The following is a 14,573-nucleotide window of genomic DNA, read 5'->3' on the forward strand; positions in this document are numbered from 1 at the left end:
CGAAACCGAAGAGCAAGACTGTCGGCACAGCACTTACATGGCTGAATCAAGGTCCCCTCTTCTGGCCAAAGCCTGTATCTTTCGACTTTGCCTAAAATGCGGCGATGAAGGCGACCTCGATCATCCCGTCGTTTTCATTTTGACGGAATCCTTTTAAGCTCGATCATCCACGATTGACTTAAGGGAACGACACATGAAGGCGCTGCTGCTGATCGACATCCAGAACGGTTTTTGCCCCGGCGGAAATCTTCCCGTTGCCGATGGCGACAAGATCGTGCCGATTGCCAATGCGCTGATCGAAAATGGCGGCTACGACCTCATCGTTGCCTCACAGGATTGGCACCCGGCCAATCATGGCAGTTTTGCCTCCCAGCATCCGGGCAAACAACCCTTCGAGATGGGCGAGCTTTCGGGAAAGCCGCAGGTCATGTGGCCGGATCATTGCGTTCAGGGAACGCCGGATGCGGAGTTTCATCCCGATCTGAATAACCAAGCCTTCGATTACATCCAGCAGAAGGGCGAAAACCCGGCCGTCGATAGCTACTCCGCCTTTCGCGACAACGACCAGTCGGCAACCACCGGTCTTGCGGATTATCTCAGCCGTCAGGGCGTGACCGTTCTCGATATTTGCGGGCTCGCAACGGATTACTGCGTCAGCTTTTCGGCACTCGATGCGCGCGACATGCTCCCGGATGTCAAAGTGCGCTTTATCGAGGATGCCAGTCGCGGGATTGACCCGGAAGGCATCAAAGCCGCCATTGCCGCCATGCGCGCAAGGGGCATTGCCGTGGTGAATAGCAGCGACCTTATGAAGGCCTAACCCCGTCAGCGGTCGTTCAATGGCTGCTCCAGCACATCGAGATCGGCAGCGGCGTCGTCCATTCGACGCGAGATCACCGCTTGCGCGTCTCGGAGTCCTTGGTTGTAAAAAGCCGGACCGATGACGTCCGCCACATGGTCCAGCAGCATTTCGCATTGCAGCCCGCTGACATCCACGTCCAGCTCTTTCACCAGATAGTCTTGAACTGCCTTGGCCAATGCTGCTTTCTGCTGTTTGTCGACCTTCAGTTCCATAACGCAGCCCTCCTTCAACGCATCGTCAGTATGAAGCGACTTTGCCAAGCTTCAAATAAATCAATCAAGCCATTCCTTATTTTTGTTTGTACGCATACGGCAGAGGCTGTAGGAGAGCAGGCATCCTATGTTCTCCGGTACAGGACCGGCTTACCCCATGACCCAGTCACCCTTTAGGTCAGGCATCCGCCTCGGCCTTCCCATCGCTCTTGCCGTTCTGCCCTTCGGTGCGCTGTTTGGCGCCGTCGCAATCGACAATGGCATGACCATTTACGAAGCGACGCTGATGAGCGGCATCATCTATGCCGGTGCGAGCCAGCTCGTCGGTATCGAGCTCTTCAATCAGAACCTGCCAGCCTGGCTCGTGGTGTTATCGATCTTCGCCGTCAACTTCCGGCATGTGCTCTATTCTGCCGCCATGGTTCGCATTGTCCCGGAATGGTCCTTTGCCCGCAAAGCCATCGGCTTTTTCTTCCTGGTCGACCCGCAATTTGCCGAGTCCGTCCGGCAAAAGGAAATCCATGGTGAAGTGCGCTATTCGCTCTATATGGGCTATGCCTTAGTGGTCTACGTGCCGTGGGTGATCTCCACGGTCGTCGGCGCTTCGCTCGGCAATCTCGTAGGCGATCCAAGGGCACTCGGCTTCGACGTGCTGCTGCCTATCTATTTCATGGGCATGGTGCTCGGTTTCCGTCAACGCAAGAGCTCCTATCCCGTCATGCTGGCAAGCGCCGTTGGCGCGATTGCCTCCTTCCACTTCGTCGGCTCACCCTGGCATGTCAGCATCGGCGCCCTGACCGGCATCATCATCGCCGTCATCCTGCCGCCTGCGAAAAGTGAACCCATCGAGGAGCCAGAGGTGCAGACCCCATGAGCGAGTTCTTCCACCTCCAGACACTCATCATCATCGTTGCCGGTGCTGTCGCGACCTACCTCACTCGCGTGGGTGGCTATATGCTGATGACCAGACTCAAATCCATCCCGCCGCGCGTGGAAGCCGGATTGAATGCCGTTCCCGTCGCCGTTCTGACGACACTCGTCGCACCCGCCTTTTTCGAAGGCGGATACGATGTGAAGCTCGGCATGATCGTGGCGCTGATCGTCGGGCTGCGATTCCCCGGCCTGATCATGCTCTTTGCCGGTTGGGCGCTGGTCGTGGCGCTGCGGCATTTTCAGCTCGCATGAGATGAAAACGCCGCCGAAGCCGCGAGTCAAAGGGCGTCCGTTGCAGCCAACAACCACTGTTTGACGCTCTCGTCGCTGATCAGCGGCATCAGTTTCTCGCGCGTCTCGGCGTGATAGTCGTTCAGCCAGGTACGCTCGTCTTCCGTCAGCAGCGAAACCACGATAAGTCTGCGGTCGATCGGGCACCAGGTCAGCGTCTCGAAGGACAGCATTGGCTGATCGCCACCTTTGATCGCCTCCGCCTCGCGCACATAGATGAGGTTCTCGATGCGGATGCCGAAGGCGCCGGGACGGTAGTAGCCGGGCTCGTTGGACAGGATCATGCCCGGCAATAGTTCCTGTTGCGACACGCGGGAAATACGCTGCGGTCCTTCATGCACCGAGAGATAGGAGCCGACGCCATGTCCGGTTCCGTGGCCGTAATCGGCCCCCGCCTTCCACAGCGCGATGCGCGCCAGTGGATCGAGATCGCAACCGCGCGTTCCCTTTGGAAACTTCGCGTCGCTGATAGCGATCACGCCTTTCAGCACTAGCGTAAAAAAGCGCTTCTGTTCTTCCGGCACATTGCCGATGGCAACGGTGCGCGTGATATCCGTGGTGCCATTCACATATTGCGCGCCGGAATCCACCAGGAACATCTCGCCATCCTGCAAATGGCGGTCGCTATCTGTCGTGACACGGTAATGGATAATCGCGGCATTCGGGCCGGAGCCGGAAATCGTATCGAAGGAGACGTCCTTCAGCGGGTTTTGCATCGCTTCGCCCAGACGCGCCCGCGCCTGCTCCAGCTTGGTTACCGCCTGGATCTCCGTGACAGTCCCGGGCTGCTGGCTGTCCAGCCATGCCAGATATTCCACCATTGCGGCTCCGTCCTGAATATGGGCGGCAGCGGAACCGGCCAACTCCGCTTCGTTCTTGCAGGCACGCGGCAGCTTGACGGGATCGGTCGCCTCGATAACCGTGCCACCATTGTCCTTGATGAGACGCGTCAGCGCCACCGGCACTACGTCCGCGTCTACGAGAATGGATGCACCGTTTTCAGCAAGCACGCGAAGGGTCGGCTCGATCTCTGTGGGCGCGTGAAGCGTCACAAGGCCATTGAGATAGTCTTTGACCTCGCCGTTCAATTTACGCTCATCCAGAAACAGATCGGCTTTGCCATCGGCATGAATGATCGCGCGAGCGAGCGGATGGGGCGTGTGCGGCACGTCATTGCCACGGATGTTGAAGATCCAAGCAATCGACGACGGATCGGTCACCAGAACTGCCTCCGCCTTGCGGTTCTTCACATCCTCGGCAATTTTGTCGATCTTCTGCTGCGCTGGCGTTCCACTAAAGGCTTCCGGCTGGATCGTGACTGGCTCCAGAGGCTCCGCAGGGCGTCCTTCCCACAGGGGGTCGAGCGGGTTGGCAGCGAGCAGCACAACCGAGCCCCCCTTTTCCGCCAACGCCTTTTCAAGCCGCAACAGTTCCGCGCTCGTATGCAGCCACGGGTCGATACCAAGACGAAAACCGGTCGGGGCATGTTCGCCAAGCCACTTCGCTGGCGGAGCCCCCACCAGATCGCCGCCCGTAAACACCGCCGGGTCGACCTGTGAAGCAAGCTGCGTCGTGTAGCGCCCGTCGACAAAGACGATGGCTTGCGACCGCGTCACCAGCACCACACCAGCAGAACCGGTAAAGCCGGTCAGCCAGGCCATCCGCTCGGCACATTCCGGCACATATTCGCCCTGATATTCGTCGGCACGGGGAATAAGAAAACCGTCGATGCCGAGCGCATCGAATGTCGCGCGCAATGCCTCCACGCGGGCCTTGCCGAACTGCGGAGTGGACTTGTTGTCAAAGTACTGGAACATGGCATGCTTTCTGGATTGTCCAGAGCGCCGTGCATCTTATTGGACGCACAAAGGACGCTCTGTCTTTTGGAATCTACGCATCTTTTACAGACCATAGCGCGGCAGCCTCTCGCAGGTCCAGATCAAAGCGAACGCCATCACACGGCACCTCTATCTGCCCAATACTTAGGCAGATCACGCAAATTTGGAGAATAATCTCACTTAGGATTGCATTTAACGCATAGCACGGATGTCGAAGCGGCTATGGCGTCCGGAGCTGCACTGTCTTAAATTCAAAAGCATCGAAGGGGCAACGAAAACCCCGCAGAACAAGGATGTCCAACATGTCGAAGTCGATCTTTCGCACCGCATTCGAACGCGTCGTCGAAGCCCGTCAGCGGCAGTCGGACCGTTATGTCAGCAGCGCAATGCTGAACCTGGACGATGCCACAATCGCTGCTTTCGGTATCACGCGTGAAGAGCTGCGTCGCAAGGCGAAATCCACTTACGTGTTCTGATCGTGAGGCGAGCCTCCTCCCGGCTCGCTGAACAAGGAATACGTTTATCCGCTTGAGCCTCTCCTCCCAAGGCTCGCGGATTCGGTCGGCAGGACCGATTGAAAAGGCGGCGCGCAAGCGTCGCCTTTTTCATATTCTCAAAGCATATCGCGACGAAGATGGATGGTGACCCAGCCATTGCGCCAGATGGTGCGAATGTGGCTCAGCTTCATGCCGTTATAGGCCGACAGAACCTTCCAACGCTGCGAAGCTAGAATACCGGACAGGATGACCGTGCCACCGGGCGCCAGATGCGCCACGAGCTGCGGCGCCATCTTGATCAGCGGACGGGCCAAAATATTGGCGATGATGAGATCGAATGGCCCGTGGCGACGGAAGGAATCCGAGTGGAAGCCGGGCGCTGTCTCGAATGCAATGCCCGAGACGATGCCGTTCAGCTTCGCGTTTTCCTTGGCGACACGAGTCGCAATCGGATCGATATCCGTGGCCAAGACCGGCACCTTGCGCATCTTTGCCGTCGCGATTGCCAAGACACCGCTGCCGGTGCCGAGATCCAGTGCATTGCGAATGGTACGCGAACGCAGCACCTCTTCGATCATTTCCAGGCAACCCGCCGTGGTGCCGTGATGGCCGGTACCGAAGGCCTGACCGGCCTCGATTTCGATGGCGAGATCGTTCGGACGAACCTTGTCCCGGTCGTGTGAGCCATGCACCAGGAAGCGCCCTGCCCGCACCGGCTTCAAGCCTTCCAGCGACTTGGCGATCCAGTCGACATCGGGAATGACTTCGCGCTCGATCGCAAGATGTGGGAAGGAAGCCTGCAACAGCGTCTGAAAGCGCTCGGTAATCTCGTCTTCCTGCTCAAAAAGCATATAGATCGATGCTTCCCAGATATCGCGCTTCTCATCGACCTCGGTGGTCGCGATCGCAATATCCTCCTCGCCGAAGACCTCCGACATCACGTCAAGCACGTCGCCTGCCTGAACTTCGGTTGTGGTGACATAGAGACGGATTTCACTCACGACAGACGCTTTCCCTAATGCTTGTTTGCGCAATCCCGGTCAGCGGCTTTGCGACATGACATGCGACGAAACGAGGGCTTCAATCGTGAGGATCAATGGCCACACGCTTCAGCTGGTTTAAGCGTCAGCCTTTGCCACAAAACACGCGGCAATCCAATGGAGCGGAAGGTGTTTCTTGCAGCGACGTGTCAGGACTTGACGAGATTTTGCAGCTTCTGAACGGCGACATCAGGATTTTCACCGTAAGCAATGGTGCCACCAAAAGAACCGTCCGGTCGAAGCAGGATCACCGAGGCCGTATGGTCCATGGTGTAATCGCCATTCGGGTCCTTTTCATCCACAGGCACCTTCTTGGCATAGATGCGGTAGCCCTTCAGCGTTTCGGCAATCTTGTCCGGTGCGCCGGTAATGCCGGTAATGCGCTTGGAAACGTTGGAGATGTATTGGTTCATCACCTCCGGCGTATCCCGCTCAGGATCGACGGACACGAAGTAGGCTTGCAGCTTGTCCCCTGCCGGATCGACCTTCTCCATCCAGCCGTTCAGCTCGAACAGTGTTGTCGGGCAAACCTCAGGGCAATGAGTAAAGCCGAAAAACAGCGCGGTGGGCTTGCCTTGAAACGCCTTCTCAGTGATCGGCTGACCGTTCTGCGCAACGAGCTGGAAGGGAACGCCATAGGCCTCCTCCACCATCTGCTCTCGACTCTTGGTCAGTTCGACAGTCAACCAGCCCATGACGCCCAAGAGAACGACCACGGCACCCCACAGCGCAAGACGGATCGATTTCATGCTGTTCCTCACCATGCGATAATTGGCGCCTAGCGCCCTACCCATGTGATAGCCAAGCCTTTGACGTTGCGCAAATCAAGAACGGCTGGAAACCGCAACCGCGCTCTTTTGTCTCAATACCGTAATATGCCACAGCAGAAAGAACTGCCCGTCAGAAGCACCAGGCGATGCCATTCTGCACAGAGGCGATAAAGATATCGGTGCCGTGCCGTAGCCAACCATCAAAGGTGGCAAGCACGCCCAAAAGAACAGCGCCTGTGGCAAGAGCTGCAAGCAGAAGCTTGACCGATTGTGACGATAATGCGCTCATCTTCCTCTTATACCGCATGGCAGGCTGAAGGAGAAGCGTGGAACGTCCTGGATTGTAAGCCGTCACATCTGTTAGTGAAAGTTTAAACGATTCTTGCCATCATGGTCGCCAGCGGTCCGCGCAAGCGCACGACATGATGTCACCGGATTTTACCTGGACGCCGCATTCATCCTTCCAAGCACACGGCCCGCCAGAGAGCCTCCAGGACAAGCAACGACCATGTCGAACGCCATCAAGCAAGCCGGCGCATACCTCGAAATCGTTTCCTTCCATCTCGGCGATCAGGAATTCTGCATCGACATCATGGCGATCCGCGAAATCCGCGGCTGGGCGCCGGTGACGCCGATGCCCCATACCCCGCCTTATGTTCTCGGTCTCATCAACCTGCGCGGCGCGGTGATCCCGGTTATCGACATGGCCTGCCGCCTCGGCATGAAGATGACCGAGCCGTCTGAGCGCTCCGCCATCATCGTCACCGATATCGGCGGCAAGCTGGTTGGCCTTCTGGTCGAACAGGTCTCCGACATGATGACCATCCGCTCCGAAGATCTCCAGCCCGCCCCGGAAATCATTCCGGAAGAGCAGCGCAATTTCTGCCGCGGCATCGTGGCGCTGGAAAAAAGCATGGTCTGCTTCCTCAACCTCGACACGGTCATTGCCGACGAATTGTCGCGCGAAGCGGCGTAAGATCAGGGAATTTAGATTTCAGAGAACGGCGGGCCTTTGGTCCGCCGTTTTTCATTGGGCGCTCGCCTTGTCACGCTTCAGCGCTTATGGCTTGCCGTTCTGCCACGTTACTGTCTGGCCATAGAGCGGCACGGTCGAGATCGCCATCTTCGCCGAACCGTCAGTGAGCTCGCGGGTGTGGACCAGATAGACCAGCGTGTCGTTGGCCTTGTCATAAATGCGGTTGACGACCATCTTCTTCCAAACCAGAGACATCCCCTGGCGGAACACTTCCTCGCCACCCTTCGAAAGATCAATATCGCCGACTTCCACCGGTCCGGTCTGGCTGCAGGAAATGGCGTTGTTGGATGGGTCTTCGAACCAATTGCCATTCTTCAGGCGATCGATCACGCCGCGCTCGAAATAGGTGATGTGGCAGGTGACACCCTTCACCTTGGGATCGGCGATGGCTTCCACGACGATGTCATTGCCGGTCCAATCGACACCGACCTTGCCCACCACCTGCGCCAAGGCGCCCAGCGGAAAAAGCGCCAGTCCCGCAACCAGTGCCACTCGAAGTTTCTGTGATGTCATCGCCTTTACCTCCATGTCTGAAACAACAGATAGGAAGGCGCGAGGCGGTAACAAGCTGACAGGCTACCGTTTTCTCATGGTGCAGGGCTCATACCCCATGGCATGCAGACGTCCTGCAACCATGCCGATCTTCGCCGGAATATCGCGCACATGCTGCAAGGCCAGCGATTTCGCAGCGGCAATGGCTGCATAGGCGCAAACCACCGCATCCTCCGCCGCATTGTGGTGGACGAAGCGAAGCTGCAGGTGATGCGCGATGATGTTGAGCTTATGCGAGGGCAGCGACGGCCACACGCGCTGCGCCATCTTCACGCTGCAGAAGTAGGACAGAGACGGATAGCTCTGGCGGTACTTGTCGAAGCTTGCACGCATCACGCTGAAATCGAAGGCCGCATTGTGCGCGATCATCGTCGCCTCACGCAGATCATCGACGAACTCTTCCATGACGTCCGGAAATTCCGGCGCATCCTCCACGTCGGCTGGGCGAATGCCGTGCACAGCAATGTTGAACGGCGAAAAGCGCATGTCCTTCGGCCGGATCAATCGCTCTTCCACGCGCGTAATCACGCCGTCCTCGATCCATGCCAGACCGACCGAGCAGGCACTGCCACGCTCTTCATTAGCGGTTTCAAAATCGATGGCGATTGTTTTCAAGACGCGATTCTCTGATGAAGGAATAACACTGGAATAAACCCACTAATGGCTAAAGGGAACCTGTAGCGCGGGAATTGGCCTCGGAAAGCATCCAATCACGCAGTTTCAGAACATCGGGATTGTTGAGCACTCTTGGCGGATAGACGAGGTAGTAGGCAAGCGTGCTCGCCATTTCGGTATCGAGGGGCGCGATGAGCGTTCCCACGGAAAGCTCCTTCGCCACCAAAGAGCGTCGTGTCAGTGCCACGCCATATCCGGCCTTGGCGGCATCGAGAGCGCCGTTACTGTCCAGAAAAACCGTGCCCCCTGAAGCATCGATATCCGCTGCGCCCGCCAGTTCAAGCCACCGACGCCATTCATTCCGGTTTTCGTCATGCAGCAGCGGAAAGTTCCTGAGATCGTCTGGCGTGCGCACCGAGCCCAAACGCTCCAGTAGAGCCGGAGAGCAGACGGGCAAGGTGCTGTCATCGATAAGCCTGACACTCTCAAGCCCATTGTAACGGCCCGATCCGTGCCGCACCGCTATATCCACGGTGTCCTGCGAAAAATCCACCAGCCGGTTGGTGACACTGAGACGAACATCGATGCGTGGATTGGCATCCTGGAATGCCGCCAAGCGGGGCATCAACCACTGCGCGGCGAAGGTTGGAGTGCAGCTCAGCGTCAGCACGTTGACACCTGATCGCGCCGTCAACTCCGCCGTCGCTTCGCGCAACATAACGAAGGCCGTTTTGAGAGCATTGTAGTAGCGCTCCCCTTGCGGCGTGAGCTGGATATGGCGCGGTCTGCGAATGAACAGTTGCACGTCGAGATGAGCTTCAAGATCGCGGATCAGCAGACTGACGGCACCGGGCGTTACATGAAGCTCGTTTGCCGCAAGCGTCACGCTCCGGTAGCGGGGAGCTGCTTCGAAGGCCTGAAGCCCTTTCAAGGATGGAAGTCCTGCCGCCATGGTTTAATTAAACTCAACTATCGCTCGAGAAACAATCGTTTGAAGCGCCATGAAATCACGAGATAAACAGGGGAAAGTCAATTCCGAAATAAAAGCTGAATTCAGAAAAGCTCAAAAACTTTTCGGGTGGCTCGCGCGGGTAATGCCTGCAAGGATCTGATTTTCACCAGGAGATTGCCATGTCGATACAAAAGCAGATGGGACCGCAGGAATGGGCCATGCTTATTGCGCTTTCCATTCTATGGGGCGGGTCCTTCTTCTTCATCGGCATCGCCGTGAAGGAGTTGCCGCCCATCACAATCGTCACGCTCCGGGTCTTCATCGCCGCTCTGGCGCTACTGACGGTTTGCCGCCTCCTGGGCTACAGCATCCCGCGCAAGCCGGAAGTGCTCCGCGCTTTCGTCGTCATGGGGCTTCTCAACAACATCGTCCCCTTTTCGCTGATCGTCTGGGGTCAAACGCATATTGCAAGCGGTGTCGCCTCCATCCTCAATGCCACGACGCCGCTGTTTACCGTGCTTGTCGCCCATTTGATGACCGCAGATGAAAAGCTCAGTGCCAACAAGCTCGCAGGCGTCATCATCGGCTTTGTGGGCGTCGCCACCATGATCGGCCCTGCGGCGCTGAGTGGCGAAAGGTCCAGCCTCTGGGGTCAGCTTGCCATTCTCGGCGCTGCCATTTCCTATTCTTTCGCAGGCATTTTCGGACGTCGATTCAAGGCCATGGGCGTGGCCCCATTGGTCACGGCCACCGGCCAGATTTCCGCCTCAAGCCTGATCCTCATCCCGCTTGCCCTGATCATCGACAAGCCATGGACACTCGCCATGCCGAGCGGCGAGACATGGGCGGCCCTTTTCGGCATTGCGCTTCTGTCCACCGCACTGGCCTATCTCATCTTCTTTCGCATTCTTTCCTCCGCAGGCGCGACGAACCTGGCGCTCGTCACCTTCCTTATTCCCGTCAGCGCCATCCTGCTCGGATCCCTGGTGCTCGGAGAACGGCTTGCACTGAAGCACATCATCGGCATGGCAATGATCGCCGCCGGCCTCGTGGCCATCGATGGCCGGCTGTTGCGGCGCAAGTCTCTGAAGACTTGACAGCACCGGCTTGCCACAGCATCCTGCCCTCATGATCGCAAAGACCAACACAATGATGCTTACCGTGGTTACCACCGGCACGCCGGTGGACGGTGGAGCCTTGTGTGGAGCCTTTTCGCGATAGGTCTCGCGATCTTTCCACCGAAGCCCTGCCGAAGCAGCAGGGCAAGAGGATGCACCTGCTCTTCCAACTGAAAGGAAACAGCATGTCGCAGTCCCAGGAACCGCCCTCACCCGCCGATTTTTCACTCGATGATGTCACCATCCGTGGTTTCCGTCCGGAGGATGCAGAAGCCCTGACAGAAGTGCTCAACATGCCAGGCGTGCGCCACGGCACGTTGCGCCAACCTTTCCAGAGCGTGGCCCATACCCGCCGATACATGGAATCCCTTACACCGGCCGATATCATGATCGTCGCTGAATGGCGCGGTCGATTGCTCGGCAATGCTGGCCTCCACGCCGAGCGGGGCCGCAGGCGCCACGCCGCGTCCCTCGGGCTCGGCATCCATGACGACTTTACCGGCAAGGGCCTCGGAACGCTCTTTATCAGAACCTTGCTGGATGCGGCTGATAACTGGCACGATCTCAGACGGATCGAGTTGAACGTCTTCACCGATAACGCGCCCGCCATCCGGCTCTATGAGAAGTTCGGCTTCGAGAAGGAAGGCACAATGCGCCAATATGCTCTTCGAAATGGCATCTACGCCGACTGCTATTTGATGGCGAGGCTTCGTTAAGACTTCCAGCCCTTCAGATGATCTGCCATCACCTCGCGAATGGTCCTGCGCGACCATTCGCTGAGCTTCTCATCCCGTCCCCGCTCTGCTGCAAGTACGATCATCGCCTTCCACAGCGCCCAGCCGCGGCCGCGTTGCCATGTCTCAGCATCGAGAGGAAGCGCTTGTCTGAAAACGGCGCGGCTATCGGCATCCAGGACGTTCCACGCCAGAATGAGATCGGAGGCAGGATCACCAACGCCCGAACTGCCGAAATCGATAACGGCCGAAAGCCGCCCGCCCTGCATCAAGAGATTGCCCTCGGCAATGTCGCCATGCACCCAGACCGGCCTTCCCTGCCACCCGCTTTTCAGCGCCACCTCCCATATCGCCCGCGCAAGGTCCGCGTCCACCTCGTCGCTCACAGCCTCGATCGCGTCCCGCGCTTGCGCATCATAGACGCCCAACGAACCCCCACGGTGGAAATTATGCGCGCCTGCAAGCGGCCCGTCGCTGGCATCGATGGCGTGGAGCGCCCGTAAAAAAGCCGCGACATCCTCTGCCAGCATCTTCAAATCCGTCTCAGGCAACTTAAGCGCCAATGGCTCGCCGTCCAGCCAGCGATAGATGGACCATGGAAAGAAATAGTCCTCAGATGGCCTTCCCTTTGCCAGCGGCTCCGGTATCGGCAGCGGCAGGCGCTTAGCCAGATATGGTAGCCAGCGATGCTCCTTCTCCACCTGCGGAACATAGCCCTCCGCACTCGGCAGCCGGACCAGCATCCTCTCTCCCAGACGGAAGCTGCGATTGTCCCAGCCACTGTGGCTCACCGGCCTGACCTGCAAGTCCGCCCATTGCGGAAATTGCTCGGCAATCAACCGTGCTACCGTTTCTATCGAAACATCCAGGCGATCGCTCATGAGGCCCTCTCTATGACTGTATCAAACCGACAGAACGATTTTGATATCGTCACCCGCCGATCAGAGCCAGCCACTCATCCTCATCCATGGTCTGCACACCAAGCTCTCGCGCCTTGTCCAGCTTCGATCCGGCCCCCGGACCTGCCACCACAATATCGGTCTTCTTCGACACCGAGCCAGCGACCTTGGCGCCAAGGCTTTCGGCCCGCGCCTTTGCCTCATCGCGGGTGAACTTTTCCAGCGAGCCGGTAAAGACCACCGTTTTGCCGGCCACAGGGCTCCCTTCCGTGGAGGGCTTGTCCGCCTCTTTCGGGCGAAGCTCCTTCATCAGCCTGTCTATCACATCGAGATTGCGCGGCTCCTTGTAGAATTCCACAATGGCGCGCGCCACGACCTCGCCGATGCCATCGATGCTGTTGAGTTCGTTCCAGGCGTCGCCGGAAAAATCAGCGGCAGCCTTCATCGACTCCTCGAAATGCGCATAGGTGCCATAGCTTCGAGCTAGCAGCTTCGCGTTCGTCTCGCCCACATGGCGAATGCCGAGCGCGAAGATCAGCCGGTGCAGATCGATCTCGCGCCGAGCATCGATCGCATCGAACAGCTTCTTGACGCTGACCTTGCCGAAGCCATCGATATTCTCCAGCTTCGTCAGGTGGCTCTTTTCCTGCCGCTCCTTCAGCGTGAAAATGTCCGGTGCAGTCTTGATCGACAGCGCGGGGTCGTCGCTCTCGAAGAAAAACTCGATCTGCTTGGTGCCGAGACCTTCAATGTCAAAGGCGTTGCGCGAGACGAAATGTTTGAGATGCTCCACCGCCTGCGCCCGGCAGACAAAGCCGCCCGTGCAGCGTGTAACCGAATCGAACTTGCCGGTCTTTTCATTGCGCTCGCGCACCGCATGACTGCCACAGACCGGGCACTTCTTTGGAAATTCATAAGGCTTCAGATTATCGGGGCGCCGCTCCAGCACCACATCCAAAACCTGCGGAATGACATCGCCTGCGCGCTGGACAATCACTGTATCGCCAATGCGGATATCGTGCTCCTCCGGGCGGATACGCTCACCATTGTTGCCGATGCCCTCGATATAATCGGCATTATGCAGCGTCGCATTCGTCACCACAACGCCACCGACGGTGATGGGTGTCAGTCGCGCGACCGGCGTTAGCGCGCCTGTGCGTCCAACCTGAATGTCGATCGCCTCCACGGTGGTGAAAGCCTGCTCGGCGGGAAACTTGTGGGCTGTCGCCCAGCGCGGGCTGCGCGAGCGGAAGCCAAGACGCTCCTGCAAATCGAGTTCATCGACCTTGTAGACGACTCCATCGATATCGTAATCGAGATCAGGGCGTGCAATGCCGATTTCATGATAGTGCTCAAGCAGTTGCGAGGCGGACGTGAATCTCTTCATCAACGGGTTGACCGGAAAACCCCATTCGCGGAATTTTTCCACGATGCCATGTTGCGTGTCGGCAATGCGCGTCGGCTGACCGCCATTGGAGACCTCACCCAGCGCATAGGCGAAAAACCTCAGCTTGCGCCGTGCTGTTACGTTCGGGTCGAGCTGGCGCAACGATCCAGACGCCGTGTTGCGCGGATTGACGTATGTCTGCTTGCCTTCGGCCTCCATCTGCGCATTCAGCGCCAGAAAGTCGCTCTTGGCCATATAGACCTCACCCCGCACCTCCACGACATCTGGCACGCCTGCGGGCAGGTCGTTCGGGATTTCCTTGATGGTCCGGATATTGGCGGTGACGTTTTCACCTGTCGTCCCATCGCCGCGGGTCGCCGCCGTCGTTAGGCGACCCCGCTCGTAACGGATCGACATGGAAAGCCCGTCGATTTTCGGCTCGGCGGTAAACGCAATGGACTCATCCGGCAGACGCCCGAGGAAGCGATAGATCGATGCGACGAAGTCGGCGACATCCTCTTCCGAAAAGGTGTTGTCGAGTGAGAGCATCGGGCGCGCATGAACGATGGGCGCAAAGGTCGGAAGCGGCGCAAAGCCAACCTTTTTCGACGGGCTGTCGGCGCGCACCAGCGCCGGAAAGGCTGCCTCGATCGCATCGTTGCGCCGCTTCAGCGCATCATACTCTGCGTCCGAAATCTCTGGCTGATCCTTGCCATGATAGAGCGCGTCGTGACGCGCGATTTCTGCTGCCAGAAATGCAAGCTCGGAAGACGCTTCAAGCTCGGTCAGGTTTTCGACAGGTGTCTGGTCGTTCGACATGGCGGCCTCATTCGGGAA

Annotated in this window: 17 protein-coding genes; 7 read left to right on the plus strand and 10 right to left on the minus strand. The window is 58.1% G+C overall.

Features of this window, described 5'->3' with window-relative positions:
• Nucleotides 1-193 precede the first annotated feature (193 nt).
• Nucleotides 194-820, plus strand: coding sequence for a bifunctional nicotinamidase/pyrazinamidase (gene pncA / locus QE408_RS17675; protein ID WP_306933406.1), 627 nt, complete (start codon nt 194-196; stop codon nt 818-820).
• A 5-nt stretch (nt 821-825) separates the two neighbouring features.
• Here pncA and QE408_RS17680 read toward each other — a convergent pair whose 3' ends face one another.
• The gene (locus QE408_RS17680; protein WP_306933408.1) at nt 826-1,074 is read right to left on the minus strand and encodes a DUF2164 domain-containing protein; all 249 of its coding nucleotides are present in this window, start codon (nt 1,072-1,074) and stop codon (nt 826-828) included.
• A 157-nt stretch (nt 1,075-1,231) separates the two neighbouring features.
• Here QE408_RS17680 and QE408_RS17685 point away from each other — a divergent pair, with 157 nt between their 5' ends.
• Both QE408_RS17685 and QE408_RS17690 read left to right on the plus strand, forming a co-directional pair.
• A complete protein-coding gene (locus QE408_RS17685; RefSeq protein WP_306934848.1) occupies nt 1,232-1,948 on the plus strand; it encodes an AzlC family ABC transporter permease in 717 nt (238 codons plus the stop codon).
• On the plus strand, nt 1,945-2,259 hold the full coding sequence (locus QE408_RS17690) for an AzlD family protein (RefSeq protein WP_306933410.1): 315 nt from the start codon (nt 1,945-1,947) through the stop codon (nt 2,257-2,259). Before QE408_RS17685 ends, QE408_RS17690 begins: the two co-directional genes overlap by 4 nt.
• Before the next feature lie 26 nt (nt 2,260-2,285).
• Here the strand turns inward: QE408_RS17690 and QE408_RS17695 are convergent, their stop codons facing one another.
• Entirely contained in the window at nt 2,286-4,115 is a 1,830-nt protein-coding gene (locus QE408_RS17695; RefSeq protein WP_306933412.1) for an aminopeptidase P family protein, read from the minus strand.
• A 323-nt stretch (nt 4,116-4,438) separates the two neighbouring features.
• Between QE408_RS17695 and QE408_RS17700 the strand changes: the two genes are divergently transcribed.
• Nucleotides 4,439-4,612, plus strand: coding sequence for a hypothetical protein (locus QE408_RS17700; protein ID WP_306933414.1), 174 nt, complete (start codon nt 4,439-4,441; stop codon nt 4,610-4,612).
• A 137-nt stretch (nt 4,613-4,749) separates the two neighbouring features.
• Here QE408_RS17700 and QE408_RS17705 read toward each other — a convergent pair whose 3' ends face one another.
• The 3 genes from QE408_RS17705 to QE408_RS17715 all read right to left on the minus strand — a co-directional run bounded on the left by QE408_RS17705 (nt 4,750) and on the right by QE408_RS17715 (nt 6,732).
• Nucleotides 4,750-5,634, minus strand: a complete 885-nt coding sequence (locus tag QE408_RS17705; protein ID WP_306933415.1) for a 50S ribosomal protein L11 methyltransferase — start codon at nt 5,632-5,634, stop codon at nt 4,750-4,752.
• Between the two features lie 188 nt (nt 5,635-5,822).
• Nucleotides 5,823-6,422 (minus strand): SCO family protein, encoded by a 600-nt coding sequence (locus QE408_RS17710; RefSeq protein ID WP_306933417.1) that lies wholly within the window; start codon nt 6,420-6,422, stop codon nt 5,823-5,825.
• A gap of 151 nt (nt 6,423-6,573) precedes the next feature.
• The gene (locus QE408_RS17715; RefSeq protein ID WP_306933420.1) at nt 6,574-6,732 is read right to left on the minus strand and encodes a hypothetical protein; all 159 of its coding nucleotides are present in this window, start codon (nt 6,730-6,732) and stop codon (nt 6,574-6,576) included.
• Nucleotides 6,733-6,951: 219 nt separating this feature from the next.
• Between QE408_RS17715 and QE408_RS17720 the strand changes: the two genes are divergently transcribed.
• A complete protein-coding gene (locus QE408_RS17720; RefSeq protein ID WP_306933422.1) occupies nt 6,952-7,419 on the plus strand; it encodes a chemotaxis protein CheW in 468 nt (155 codons plus the stop codon).
• 84 nt (nt 7,420-7,503) lie between these two features.
• On the opposite strand, the gene QE408_RS17725 is transcribed toward QE408_RS17720, so the two are convergent.
• From QE408_RS17725 to gcvA, 3 genes are all read right to left on the minus strand, one after another.
• Nucleotides 7,504-7,992: a CreA family protein gene (locus QE408_RS17725; protein WP_306933425.1), complete on the minus strand. Its 489-nt coding sequence runs from the start codon at nt 7,990-7,992 to the stop codon at nt 7,504-7,506.
• Nucleotides 7,993-8,055: 63 nt separating this feature from the next.
• Nucleotides 8,056-8,646 (minus strand): 3'-5' exonuclease, encoded by a 591-nt coding sequence (locus QE408_RS17730; RefSeq protein ID WP_306933427.1) that lies wholly within the window; start codon nt 8,644-8,646, stop codon nt 8,056-8,058.
• 49 nt (nt 8,647-8,695) lie between these two features.
• Nucleotides 8,696-9,598 carry a transcriptional regulator GcvA gene (gcvA, locus tag QE408_RS17735; RefSeq protein ID WP_306933429.1) on the minus strand — a complete coding sequence of 301 codons (903 nt, stop codon included), beginning with the start codon at nt 9,596-9,598 and terminating at the stop codon, nt 8,696-8,698.
• A 179-nt stretch (nt 9,599-9,777) separates the two neighbouring features.
• Between gcvA and QE408_RS17740 the strand changes: the two genes are divergently transcribed.
• Nucleotides 9,778-10,695 carry a DMT family transporter gene (locus QE408_RS17740; protein ID WP_306933431.1) on the plus strand — a complete coding sequence of 306 codons (918 nt, stop codon included), beginning with the start codon at nt 9,778-9,780 and terminating at the stop codon, nt 10,693-10,695.
• Nucleotides 10,696-10,901: 206 nt separating this feature from the next.
• Entirely contained in the window at nt 10,902-11,432 is a 531-nt protein-coding gene (locus tag QE408_RS17745; RefSeq protein WP_306933433.1) for a GNAT family N-acetyltransferase, read from the plus strand.
• Here the strand turns inward: QE408_RS17745 and QE408_RS17750 are convergent.
• Both QE408_RS17750 and ligA read right to left on the minus strand, forming a co-directional pair.
• Nucleotides 11,429-12,331 (minus strand): aminoglycoside phosphotransferase family protein, encoded by a 903-nt coding sequence (locus tag QE408_RS17750; protein WP_306933436.1) that lies wholly within the window; start codon nt 12,329-12,331, stop codon nt 11,429-11,431. The two genes, QE408_RS17745 and QE408_RS17750, sit on opposite strands and share 4 nt — an antisense overlap.
• Nucleotides 12,332-12,380: 49 nt before the next feature.
• Nucleotides 12,381-14,555, minus strand: coding sequence for an NAD-dependent DNA ligase LigA (ligA, locus tag QE408_RS17755; protein ID WP_306933439.1), 2,175 nt, complete (start codon nt 14,553-14,555; stop codon nt 12,381-12,383).
• Nucleotides 14,556-14,573 lie beyond the last annotated feature (18 nt).

This window comes from Agrobacterium larrymoorei, assembly GCF_030819275.1.
GTDB classification, from domain to species: Bacteria; Pseudomonadota; Alphaproteobacteria; order Rhizobiales; family Rhizobiaceae; genus Agrobacterium; species Agrobacterium larrymoorei_B.

Coding starts and splice junctions, on each gene's coding strand:
- pncA (WP_306933406.1), top strand. CDS start 194: ATGAAGGCGCTGCTGCTGATCGACATCCAGAACGGTTTTTGCCCCGGC.
- QE408_RS17680 (WP_306933408.1), bottom strand. CDS start 1,074: ATGGAACTGAAGGTCGACAAACAGCAGAAAGCAGCATTGGCCAAGGCA.
- QE408_RS17685 (WP_306934848.1), top strand. CDS start 1,232: ATGACCCAGTCACCCTTTAGGTCAGGCATCCGCCTCGGCCTTCCCATC.
- QE408_RS17690 (WP_306933410.1), top strand. CDS start 1,945: ATGAGCGAGTTCTTCCACCTCCAGACACTCATCATCATCGTTGCCGGT.
- QE408_RS17695 (WP_306933412.1), bottom strand. CDS start 4,115: ATGTTCCAGTACTTTGACAACAAGTCCACTCCGCAGTTCGGCAAGGCC.
- QE408_RS17700 (WP_306933414.1), top strand. CDS start 4,439: ATGTCGAAGTCGATCTTTCGCACCGCATTCGAACGCGTCGTCGAAGCC.
- QE408_RS17710 (WP_306933417.1), bottom strand. CDS start 6,422: ATGAAATCGATCCGTCTTGCGCTGTGGGGTGCCGTGGTCGTTCTCTTG.
- QE408_RS17715 (WP_306933420.1), bottom strand. CDS start 6,732: ATGAGCGCATTATCGTCACAATCGGTCAAGCTTCTGCTTGCAGCTCTT.
- QE408_RS17720 (WP_306933422.1), top strand. CDS start 6,952: ATGTCGAACGCCATCAAGCAAGCCGGCGCATACCTCGAAATCGTTTCC.
- QE408_RS17725 (WP_306933425.1), bottom strand. CDS start 7,992: ATGACATCACAGAAACTTCGAGTGGCACTGGTTGCGGGACTGGCGCTT.
- gcvA (WP_306933429.1), bottom strand. CDS start 9,598: ATGGCGGCAGGACTTCCATCCTTGAAAGGGCTTCAGGCCTTCGAAGCA.
- QE408_RS17740 (WP_306933431.1), top strand. CDS start 9,778: ATGTCGATACAAAAGCAGATGGGACCGCAGGAATGGGCCATGCTTATT.
- QE408_RS17745 (WP_306933433.1), top strand. CDS start 10,902: ATGTCGCAGTCCCAGGAACCGCCCTCACCCGCCGATTTTTCACTCGAT.
- QE408_RS17750 (WP_306933436.1), bottom strand. CDS start 12,331: ATGAGCGATCGCCTGGATGTTTCGATAGAAACGGTAGCACGGTTGATT.
- ligA (WP_306933439.1), bottom strand. CDS start 14,555: ATGTCGAACGACCAGACACCTGTCGAAAACCTGACCGAGCTTGAAGCG.